Source organism: Bartonella sp. ML70XJBT (assembly GCF_028618425.1).
Lineage (GTDB): Bacteria > Pseudomonadota > Alphaproteobacteria > Rhizobiales > Rhizobiaceae > Bartonella.
Window position 1 is genome coordinate 17,297 of record NZ_JAQISX010000020.1, and the last position, 9,875, is coordinate 27,171.

General features: G+C 42.5%; 21 protein-coding genes and 1 pseudogene. All 22 read right to left on the bottom strand.

The window, feature by feature from the left end; translation table 11 throughout:
* Positions 1-82: 82 nt before the first annotated feature.
* Positions 83-550 (bottom strand): 50S ribosomal protein L15, encoded by a 468-nt coding sequence (gene rplO, locus PVV65_RS07685; protein ID WP_273755510.1) that lies wholly within the window; start codon positions 548-550, stop codon positions 83-85.
* A 20-nt stretch (positions 551-570) separates the two neighbouring features.
* Positions 571-777, bottom strand: a complete 207-nt coding sequence (rpmD, locus tag PVV65_RS07690) for a 50S ribosomal protein L30 (RefSeq protein ID WP_273755509.1) — start codon at positions 775-777, stop codon at positions 571-573.
* 31 nt (positions 778-808) lie between these two features.
* Positions 809-1,357 carry a 30S ribosomal protein S5 gene (gene rpsE, locus PVV65_RS07695; protein ID WP_273755508.1) on the bottom strand — a complete coding sequence of 183 codons (549 nt, stop codon included), beginning with the start codon at positions 1,355-1,357 and terminating at the stop codon, positions 809-811.
* A gap of 111 nt (positions 1,358-1,468) precedes the next feature.
* Positions 1,469-1,831, bottom strand: a complete 363-nt coding sequence (gene rplR / locus PVV65_RS07700) for a 50S ribosomal protein L18 (RefSeq protein WP_273789783.1) — start codon at positions 1,829-1,831, stop codon at positions 1,469-1,471.
* 12 nt (positions 1,832-1,843) lie between these two features.
* A complete protein-coding gene (gene rplF / locus PVV65_RS07705) occupies positions 1,844-2,377 on the bottom strand; it encodes a 50S ribosomal protein L6 (protein WP_273789784.1) in 534 nt (177 codons plus the stop codon).
* A 39-nt stretch (positions 2,378-2,416) separates the two neighbouring features.
* Positions 2,417-2,815 carry a 30S ribosomal protein S8 gene (gene rpsH, locus PVV65_RS07710; protein WP_273755506.1) on the bottom strand — a complete coding sequence of 133 codons (399 nt, stop codon included), beginning with the start codon at positions 2,813-2,815 and terminating at the stop codon, positions 2,417-2,419.
* A gap of 14 nt (positions 2,816-2,829) precedes the next feature.
* Complete coding sequence (rpsN, locus tag PVV65_RS07715) at positions 2,830-3,135, bottom strand: 30S ribosomal protein S14 (RefSeq protein WP_005773283.1); 306 nt, start codon at positions 3,133-3,135, stop codon at positions 2,830-2,832.
* A gap of 24 nt (positions 3,136-3,159) precedes the next feature.
* Complete coding sequence (gene rplE / locus PVV65_RS07720) at positions 3,160-3,717, bottom strand: 50S ribosomal protein L5 (RefSeq protein WP_273755505.1); 558 nt, start codon at positions 3,715-3,717, stop codon at positions 3,160-3,162.
* Complete coding sequence (rplX, locus tag PVV65_RS07725) at positions 3,710-4,024, bottom strand: 50S ribosomal protein L24 (protein WP_273755504.1); 315 nt, start codon at positions 4,022-4,024, stop codon at positions 3,710-3,712. Before rplX ends, rplE begins: the two co-directional genes overlap by 8 nt.
* Before the next feature lie 12 nt (positions 4,025-4,036).
* Positions 4,037-4,405, bottom strand: coding sequence for a 50S ribosomal protein L14 (gene rplN / locus PVV65_RS07730; RefSeq protein ID WP_004855715.1), 369 nt, complete (start codon positions 4,403-4,405; stop codon positions 4,037-4,039).
* A gap of 143 nt (positions 4,406-4,548) precedes the next feature.
* Complete coding sequence (rpsQ, locus tag PVV65_RS07735) at positions 4,549-4,788, bottom strand: 30S ribosomal protein S17 (protein ID WP_273755503.1); 240 nt, start codon at positions 4,786-4,788, stop codon at positions 4,549-4,551.
* An 11-nt stretch (positions 4,789-4,799) separates the two neighbouring features.
* Positions 4,800-5,000: a 50S ribosomal protein L29 gene (gene rpmC, locus PVV65_RS07740; RefSeq protein ID WP_120100732.1), complete on the bottom strand. Its 201-nt coding sequence runs from the start codon at positions 4,998-5,000 to the stop codon at positions 4,800-4,802.
* Between the two features lie 12 nt (positions 5,001-5,012).
* Positions 5,013-5,426, bottom strand: a complete 414-nt coding sequence (gene rplP / locus PVV65_RS07745; RefSeq protein WP_139413397.1) for a 50S ribosomal protein L16 — start codon at positions 5,424-5,426, stop codon at positions 5,013-5,015.
* Positions 5,427-5,462: 36 nt separating this feature from the next.
* On the bottom strand, positions 5,463-6,173 hold the full coding sequence (rpsC, locus tag PVV65_RS07750) for a 30S ribosomal protein S3 (RefSeq protein ID WP_273755502.1): 711 nt from the start codon (positions 6,171-6,173) through the stop codon (positions 5,463-5,465).
* Positions 6,173-6,562 (bottom strand): 50S ribosomal protein L22, encoded by a 390-nt coding sequence (gene rplV / locus PVV65_RS07755; protein WP_273755501.1) that lies wholly within the window; start codon positions 6,560-6,562, stop codon positions 6,173-6,175. The genes rpsC and rplV overlap by 1 nt, the downstream gene beginning before the upstream one ends.
* A gap of 2 nt (positions 6,563-6,564) precedes the next feature.
* Positions 6,565-6,843 carry a 30S ribosomal protein S19 gene (rpsS, locus tag PVV65_RS07760; RefSeq protein WP_004855734.1) on the bottom strand — a complete coding sequence of 93 codons (279 nt, stop codon included), beginning with the start codon at positions 6,841-6,843 and terminating at the stop codon, positions 6,565-6,567.
* A 15-nt stretch (positions 6,844-6,858) separates the two neighbouring features.
* Positions 6,859-7,692, bottom strand: coding sequence for a 50S ribosomal protein L2 (gene rplB, locus PVV65_RS07765; protein WP_273789785.1), 834 nt, complete (start codon positions 7,690-7,692; stop codon positions 6,859-6,861).
* A 21-nt stretch (positions 7,693-7,713) separates the two neighbouring features.
* Positions 7,714-8,007, bottom strand: a complete 294-nt coding sequence (locus PVV65_RS07770) for a 50S ribosomal protein L23 (protein ID WP_120122472.1) — start codon at positions 8,005-8,007, stop codon at positions 7,714-7,716.
* The gene (gene rplD / locus PVV65_RS07775) at positions 8,004-8,624 is read right to left on the bottom strand and encodes a 50S ribosomal protein L4 (protein ID WP_273789786.1); all 621 of its coding nucleotides are present in this window, start codon (positions 8,622-8,624) and stop codon (positions 8,004-8,006) included. Before rplD ends, PVV65_RS07770 begins: the two co-directional genes overlap by 4 nt.
* Before the next feature lie 2 nt (positions 8,625-8,626).
* Positions 8,627-9,364, bottom strand: a complete 738-nt coding sequence (gene rplC, locus PVV65_RS07780) for a 50S ribosomal protein L3 (protein ID WP_273755498.1) — start codon at positions 9,362-9,364, stop codon at positions 8,627-8,629.
* A 27-nt stretch (positions 9,365-9,391) separates the two neighbouring features.
* Complete coding sequence (rpsJ, locus tag PVV65_RS07785; RefSeq protein ID WP_005773267.1) at positions 9,392-9,700, bottom strand: 30S ribosomal protein S10; 309 nt, start codon at positions 9,698-9,700, stop codon at positions 9,392-9,394.
* Positions 9,701-9,764: 64 nt separating this feature from the next.
* A pseudogene (locus PVV65_RS07790) lies at positions 9,765-9,875 on the bottom strand (elongation factor Tu); the annotation flags it as partial.

Consider the following 9,875-nt stretch of genomic DNA (forward strand, 5'->3'; position numbering starts at 1 on the left):
TCGCAGAACTTAAACAATTCCCACAAAATATTCAAAAGAATAGATGTACCTCTTCTTTAAATCATGACTTATATCAAAAAAATTATTGAATAACATCAGGAAAAATAATCTGACCACCCACTTTTTCAATCTTAACACGAGCAGCTTGTGAAGCACCAGAAACATGAAAGGTAATCTTAGCTTTCAAATCACCATCAGAAAGAAGACGAACCCCACTCTTCTCTCGACGAATAACACCAGCCTCTTTCAAGGTAATCATATCAACCGGCTTTTCAATATTCAACTTACCTGCATCAACAGCTAACTGAATACGTCCCAAGGAAACTTCATTGTAGGTTTTAGAAAAGAAATTTTTAAACCCACGTTTTGGTAAACGGCGATAGATAGGCATTTGCCCACCTTCAAAACCGTTAAGAGAGACACCAGAACGGGATTTTTGTCCTTTTACACCGCGACCACCAGTCTTACCAATACCCGAACCAATACCACGTCCAACACGCTTACGATTTTTTGTTGCGCCTTCGCAATCACGTAGTTCATTGAGTTTCATATCTAATACTCCTGCAACCCTTAATCTTCATCTATAACACGAACAAGATGCCGAACTCGAGCAATCATACCCCGTACACAAAGTGTATCTTCTAAAACGCGCCGGCGACGCATTTTATTGAGCCCAAGCCCCTTCAAGGTTGCACGCTGAATCTGTGAATTTCGAATAGGGCTCGCAATTTGCTCTACTGTCACAGTTTTACTACTCTGAGATTTTTTCTGAACCATTTCCTAATTCCTTTTCTGACAATCTCAGAAACTACCCTTCTACATCGACTAAATGACGACGACGCGCCTGCAAAGTCGAATATTTGATACCACGCTGAGCAGCAATATCTCTCGGATGCATTTGATGTTTCAAAGCATCAAATGTTGCACGAACCATATTATAAGGATTTGATGATCCTAGTGACTTCGCAACAACATCCTGCATACCAAGAGCTTCAAAAATAGCACGCATCGGTCCCCCAGCAATAATACCAGTACCAGCAGACGCTGAACGAAGCAAAACACGGCCTGCTCCGTGACAACCTTCAAGATCATGATGCAATGTACGTCCCGAGCGAAGTGGAACATAAATCATTCCACGCTTTGCAGATTCCGTTGCTTTACGAACGGCCTCAGGAACTTCACGCGCTTTACCGTGTCCAAAGCCCACACGCCCTTTCTGATCTCCAACGACAACAAGAGCAGCAAAACCAAAACGCCGACCACCCTTTACAACTTTAGCAACACGATTAATATGAACAAGCCTATCGACAAACTCATTATCGCGTTCTTCTCTTTCACCACGTTCTTTTTGTGCCATTCCTCATTCCTTTTTCTTTTCCGGAAGCACGATAACAAAGCTCTTCATCAAATCAGAAGAACTTAAACGAAATGCTCTAAAGTATCCAGCCCCATCCATAAGGAGAAAACTTTAAAAGTTCAAACCACCTTCACGAGCAGCTTCAGCCAAAGCCTTGACTCGACCATGGTACAAATAAGCACCACGATCAAAAACCACTTCATTGACACCAGCTTGCTTCGCACGTTCAGCAATTAACTTACCCACAGCGAAAGCGGCTTCTTTATCAGATCCACTTTTTAAGGATTTTTTCAAATCACTTTCAAGAGTAGAAGCTGAAACAAGTGTACATCCCCGTAAATCATCAATAACTTGCGCGTAGATGTTCTGATTTGAACGATAAACGCTAAGCCGCGGACGATCGTGAGAAACCATCTTGATTCTACGACGAACACGTCTCGCACGGCGCTGGATAATGTCCTTAGATGAAAGCATAATACAAAATCCTTATTTCTTTTTACCTTCTTTACGGAAGATACGTTCATCTGCATGCTTAACACCTTTACCTTTATAAGGCTCAGGTCTACGATACTCACGAATCTCCGCTGCAACTTGTCCAACTTGCTGTTTATCAATTCCAGAAATAACAATCTCTGTGGGTTTAGGAACAGTTACAGTAACACCCGACGGAACTTTATAAACCACATCATGCGAAAAACCTAGAGAGAGTTGAATATCCTTACCCTGCAAAGCAGCACGATAACCAACCCCACTGATCTCTAACCTCTTTTCAAAACCATCTTTTACACCACAAAAAATGTTTTCAATCATTGAGCGTGACATCCCCCATTTAGAGCGCGCATCTTTTGACTGATCCCGGGGCATAACTGATATGACATTGTCCTCGAATTTAACTAAGACTTCGTCATTTACGACATAACTCAGCTCACCTTTCGGACCTTTTGCTTTGACCAGCTGACCTTCAACAGTTGCGGTAACTCCAGAAGGAATTGAAATGGGCTTTTTTCCAATACGAGACATTGTTCTAACCTATTTTTCTTCTGTTTTCTTGGACATAACTTAGAAAACACGACAAAGAAGTTCACCACCAACATTCTGTTCACGCGCTTCATGATCAGCCATAACGCCTTTAGGAGTCGATAAGATCGAAATACCTAAACCATTTGCCACCTGCGGAAGTGACTTAGCAGAAACATACACACGACGACCAGGCTTTGATACACGCGAAATTTCACGAATAGCAGCCATCCCTTCAAAATACTTCAATTCGATTTCAAGCTCAGATTTTCCATCACCCAAATCAACTTGATTATATCCGCGAATATAACCCTCTGACTGAAGAACATCAAGAACATGTGCACGAAGCTTTGAAGCTGGAGTAACCACCTTGCCTTTTTTACGACCAAGTGCATTACGAATACGTGTTAACATATCACCAAGAGGATCTGACATAGACATTAGATAATCTCCTCTTACCAACTAGACTTTACAATACCAGGAATATGGCCAATAGAGCCAAGTTCACGCAATGCAATCCGTGACATCTTTAACTTACGATAATAAGCCCGTGGACGACCTGAAACCTCACAGCGATTACGAATACGAACTTTCGAAGAATTACGCGGTAATTCTGCCAACTGAACAGAAGCCTTAAAACGTTCTTCAAGAGAAACCTTCTGATCCATAACGATTGCTTTCAAACGTGCACGACGCGCAGCATAACGCTTCACCATCACCTCACGACGCTTATTTTTTTCAACGGCACTTACTTTGGCCATAATCTCACCTCGCTACGTTTGCCGTTACGAACGAAAAGGAAAATTAAAGGCACGCAATAACTCACGCGCTTCATCATCCGTTTTCGCTGTCGTACAAACGATAATATCCATGCCCCAAATTTGATCAACTTTATCATAATTAATTTCTGGAAACACAATGTGTTCTTTAATACCCATAGCAAAATTACCACGACCATCAAAGCTTTTTGGATTTAAACCTCGAAAGTCACGAACGCGCGGAAGAGCAATCGTAACAAGACGATCTAAAAACTCAAACATACGATCTTTACGCAATGTCACTTTAGCCCCAAGAGGCATTCCTTCACGAACCTTAAAGGTTGCAATAGAATTACGCGCACGGGTAACAACAGCCTTCTGACCTGTTATGAGTCCTAAATCCTCAGCAGCAAGGGAAGGCTTCTTTGAATCAGCAGTTGCTTCACCTATCCCCATATTAATTACAATTTTATCAATCCGCGGAATCTGCATTGTATTTTTGTAATTAAATTTCTCTTGAAGCGCTTTACGAATCACTTCAAAATAATACGCTTTCATACGCGGTATTTGTCTTTCTTCAGCCATTAATCAACTCTCCCGAACGCTTGGCAAAACGTACCTTATTACCATCTGCATTCATACGAAAGCCCACGCGTGTAGGCTTACCATCTTTAGGGTCAGCAATCGCCAAATTAGACAGATGAATCGGAGCCTCTTTAGAAATAATTCCAGCTTCTTGCTTCTGTGTTTGACGTTGATGACGTTTAATCATATTAATCCCACGAACAAAAGCCTTATTCTCTTTTGGACTAACCTTAATTACTTCACCACTCGACCCTTTATCCTTACCAGATAAAACGACAACTCTATCACCTTTTCGAATCTTCTGCATAACATCAACTCCTTATAACACTTCAGGAGCAAGTGAGATGATCTTCATATGATTCCTCCCACGCAATTCACGGGGAACAGGCCCAAAAATACGCGTACCGATCGGCTCTTTTTTATTATCCACTAAAACCGCAGCATTACTATCAAAACGAATGACACTACCATCTGCGCGACGAATATCCTTAGCAGTACGCACCACAACAGCTTTCATAACATCACCTTTTTTAACACGACCACGAGGAATAGCATCCTTAACCGAAACAACAATAATGTCACCGACCGAAGCATATTTCCGCTTTGAACCGCCTAACACCTTGATGCACATGACACGACGAGCACCAGAATTATCAGCAACGTCGAGGTTTGTTTGCATCTGAATCATGACTGGCCACCTTTTCTTAACATATATATCCGCCTGTACCTTTTATACACTCAGATTTGCCTGCCAAATAAATACAAAGCCATCGTCTTCAAATTTATCAACGAAAAACCACTGTTAAATTCTAAAACAATAAACTTAGCTCATTACACTACATTGTCTTTTACAACAATCCAACATTTATCTTTTGAAATTGGTCTAGATTCCTGAATAGAAACCTGATCCCCAATCTTGAATTGGTTGTTTTCGTCATGCGCTTTATAATTTTTAGACTGCCGAACAGTCTTCTTAAGAAGCGGATGAGAATAACGACGCTCCACTTTTACAACGACAGTTTTATCGCTTTTGTCGCTAATAACAACACCCTGTAAAACGCGTTTAGGCATCTCTTATTTCCTTAAACCTTACTTTCACTTAACTTTTGACGAAGAAAAGTCTTAATGCGTGCAATATCACGACGAACTTGTCTAACACGTGCAGTCTTTTCCAATTGACCTGTAGCCTTTTGAAAGCGCAAATTAAACTGCTCTTTCTTTAACTTAGCCAATTCATCTTTCATTTGGTCGAGCGTTTGCGCCCGTAATTCTCTGGCTCTCATCGCTTAACCTCTTTATTCAGCAATACGCTGGATGAAACGCGTTTTGATAGGCAACTTTGCAGCGCCCAACCTTAGTGCTTCACGTGCAACATCCTCAGGAACCCCATCAAGCTCAAACATAATGCGCCCAGGAGCAACACGTGCGGCCCAATAATCAACACTTCCCTTACCTTTACCCATGCGAACTTCCGTCGGTTTAGATGTAACTGGAAGATCTGGAAAAATGCGAATCCACACACGACCAGAACGCTTCATATAACGTGTAATCGCACGACGTGCCGCTTCAATTTGACGAGCAGTAACCCGCTCCGGCTCAACAGCTTTCAAACCGTAGGCACCGAAATTTAAATCCGTACCACCCTTCGCAACACCGTGAATACGGCCCTTGAACTGCTTACGGAACTTTGTGCGCTTTGGCTGCAACATTGTTCTCTACTCCAAATTTTAGTTCAATTTCAAAAACTAAGCATTTTCGCGGCGACGATTCGATGAAGAACCAGATTGATCAGCTTCCGTAGCACGACGTTCCGAAGCCATCGGATCATGTTCAAGAATCTCACCCTTAAAGACCCAAACTTTAATACCACAAATACCGTAAGCGGTCTTAGCTTCTGCTGTACCGTAATCGACATCAGAACGCAAGGTATGAAGTGGAACACGACCTTCACGATACCATTCCATACGAGCAATTTCAGCACCACCAAGACGACCAGAACAATTGATACGAATACCTTCCGCACCAAGACGCATAGCAGACTGAACGGCACGCTTCATTGCGCGACGAAAAGCAACACGACGCTCTAACTGTTGAGCAATTGATTGTGCAATAATCGTCGCATCAATCTCTGGCTTACGAATCTCCACGATATTCAACGAAGTTTCAGCATTAGTCATTTCTGAAAGCTTACGACGAAGCTTCTCGATATCAGCACCCTTTTTACCGATAATCAAACCAGGACGTGCAGAATGAATCGTAACACGACATTTTTTATGAGGACGCTCAATAACAACCTTAGAAATCGCAGCCTGTTTAAGCTCTTCAAACACATAAGAGCGAATTTTCAAATCTTCATGAAGAAGACGCCCATATTCACCACTATCAGCATACCAACGAGAATCCCAGGTCCGATTAACACCAAGACGAAGTCCTATTGGATTGATCTTCTGACCCATTACGCGGCCTCCACTTTTTCGCTAACTTCACGAACAACAATAGTAAGATGTGAAAATGGACGTTCAATTCGACTAGCACGCCCGCGACCACGAATATGAAAGCGCTTCATAACGATCGACTTACCAACATAAGCTTCTGCTACAATAAGCGAATCAATGTCAAGATCGTGATTATTTTCTGCGTTTGCAACTGCTGATTCAAGCGTTTTTTTCACAGTAGCAGCAATACGTTTACGCGAAAACATCAAATCAGCAAGCGCTACATTAACTCTTTTACCACGAATCATTGAAGCAACTAAATTAAGCTTCTGCGGACTAACACGAATTGTCCGTGTGACAGCCTTTGCTTCATTATCTTTAAGCTGGCGCGGAACCTTAGCTTTTCCCATTCCTACTTCCTCTTCGCTTTTTTATCGGCACCATGACCATAATAAGTCCGGGTAGGAGCGAACTCACCAAACTTATGTCCAACCATCTCTTCAGAAACAGAAACAGGAATATGCTTATTGCCGTTGTAAACACCAAAAGTCAAACCAACAAATTGCGGCAAAATAGTAGAGCGACGACTCCATATTTTTATAACTTCATTACGTCCACTTGCACGTACCTTCTCTGCTTTACCAAGAAGATAGCCGTCAACAAACGGACCTTTCCAAACTGAACGAACCACTTCAGACTACCTTTCTTATTTCTTGCGCTGATGACGCGTACGCATAATAAACTTATCAGTGGCTTTATTGGAACGCGTACGCTTACCCTTTGTAGGCTTACCCCAAGGAGACACCGGATGACGCCCCCCTGATGTACGTCCTTCACCACCACCATGTGGATGATCAACGGGGTTCATAGCAACACCACGAACATGAGGACGTTTACCACGCCAACGTGACCGACCTGCCTTGCCATCATTAATATTCCCATGATCAGGATTTGAAACAGCACCAACGGTCGCAAAGCAACTGCTAGATACCAAACGCTGCTCTCCAGAATTAAGACGAAGAATAGCCATTCCTTGATCTCGCCCAACAAGCTGCGCATAGGTTCCTGCGGAACGTGCGATCTGACCACCTTTCCCCGGTTTCATCTCAACATTATGAATAATTGTCCCCACTGGCATATTACCAAGCGGCATAGCATTACCCGGCTTAACATCAACATTTGAACCAGCAATAATAGAATCACCAACACCAAGACGCTGTGGCGCAAGGATATAACTTAACTGCCCATCTTCATAGCGAATAAGCGCAATAAAAGCTGTGCGATTTGGATCATACTCTAAACGCTCAACTTTAGCAGAAATATCACGTTTAAGACGCTTAAAATCAACAAACCGATAGCTCCGCTTATGTCCACCACCCTGAAAACGAACAGTAACACGACCGCGATTATTACGTCCACCTTTTGAAGATAAACCTTCCGTCAACATCTTTACAGGTTTTCCCTTATAAAGACAAGAACGCTCCACAATGACAAGCTGACGCTGCCCAGGTGTTATTGGATTAAATTGCTTAAGTGCCATTATTCCTATCTCCGAGCCTCTTTAAAGACCTGTAGAAACGTCGATAGACTGACCAGCCGCCAGTGTCACGATCGCTTTTTTGACATCACTCTGCCGACCAACAATACCTTTAAAACGTTTCACTTTACCCTTGCGGACTATCGTGTTAACTGCTTTTACTTTTACGCTAAAAAGCGCTTCAACAGCAGCCTTAATTTCAGGTTTCGTCGCTTTCGGCGCGACATTAAAAGCAACTTGATTATATTCAGAAATCATAGTCGACTTTTCAGTAATAACTGGACTAATAATTACATCATAATGGCGAAGATCTGTCATTTAAAACGCTCCTCAAGAGCCTCAACAGCTGCCTTTGATAAAACAAGTTTGCTGCGACGCAAAATATCATAAACATTAATTCCCTGAATGGGCAAAATATCAATATTAGGGATATTCGATGCTGCACGAAAAAAGTTATTATCAATCTCTTTACCACCAATCAACAGAGCATTATTAAAGCCAAGCTTAGAAAAATGAAAAACAAGCTTTTTCGTTTTAGCATCCTTAACAGTCAACTCATCCACAATAATTAAATCTTTTGCTTTTAATTTTGCAGATAAAGCAAAACGTAACCCAAGGGCACGAATCTTTTTAGGCAGATCATGCGCATGGCTACGAACCACCGGCCCATGTGCTTTACCCCCACCTCGAAACTGTGGTGCACGAGCAGATGAGTGCCGAGCACGTCCAGTTCCCTTTTGTTTAAACATCTTTGCCCCCGTTCGTGATACATCAGAGCGCCCTTGTGATTGATGCGTTCCCTGTTGACGACGGGCCAATTGCCAACGAACAACACGCTGCAAAATATCTTCACGTGGAACAAGATCAAAGATAGATTCAGAAACTTTTAATTTACCAGCTTCATTACCATCAAGTGTTTTAATTACAAGATCCATTATTAGGCTCCCTCAACTTCAGAGGTTTCCGTCATCGGAGTAATCATCTCCGTTTTCTCCTTCACAAGACGGCGAATACCAGCAGGCTTTGGAGCATTATCGGGGAGAGGTTTCTTAACAGCATCTCTTACCAAAATCCAAGAACCCTTCGAACCAGAAACAGCACCACGCACTAAAATTAAACCACGTTCAATATCAGTGGAAATAACTTCAATATTTTGTGTTGTTACACGCACCTGCCCCATATGGCCAGCCATTTTTTTTCCTTTAAACACTTTACCAGGGTCTTGACACTGTCCCGTAGAACCATGAGCACGATGTGTAATTGAATTACCATGGGAAGCACGATGCCCGCCAAAGTTATGCCGTTTCATAACACCAGCAAATCCCTTACCAATACTGGTACCAGTCACATCAACTCTCTGCCCTGGAACAAAATGCTCCACTGTAATCTCTGTACCGATATCGAGAAGATTATCGGGACTAACACGAAACTCTGCTATTTTAGCTTTAGGCTCAACAGAAGCCTTAGCAAAATGTCCACGAAGAGCCTGTGAAGTATTCTTAACCTTAGCCAAGCCTACACCTAATTGAACAGCAGTATAACCATTCTTTTCAACTGTACGCTGAGCAACGACTTGACAATTCTCTAAACGAAGTACTGTCACCGGCACATGCTCACCAGCATCATTATAAATACGGGTCATGCCCAGCTTCTGTGCTATTACACCTGAACGCATCGGGTCTGTTCCTTCTGTCCTCAAACCTCAGAGCTTAATTTCTACATCCACACCAGCAGAAAGATCGAGCTTCATAAGCGCATCCACTGTTTGCGGCGTTGGATCAACAATATCAAGAAGACGCTTATGTGTACGCATTTCAAACTGCTCACGACTCTTCTTATCGATATGCGGCCCACGATTAACCGTAAATTTCTCAATCCGCGTCGGAAGCGGAATAGGACCACGGACATTTGCACCGGTCCGCTTAGCAGTCGATACAATCTCACGCGTCGATGTATCAAGAATTCTATGATCAAACGCTTTCAAGCGAATGCGAATATTTTGACTGTTCATGCTCTTTATTTCCCTGTCATGCAAAACGCCTTTAAAAATAAAGGCGTTTTTCAATAACCATTATTTACTCAATGATCTTAGAAACGATACCGGCACCAACAGTACGACCACCTTCACGAATAGCAAAACGAAGCTTCTCTTCCATTGCTATCGGAACAATCAGTGACACATCCAT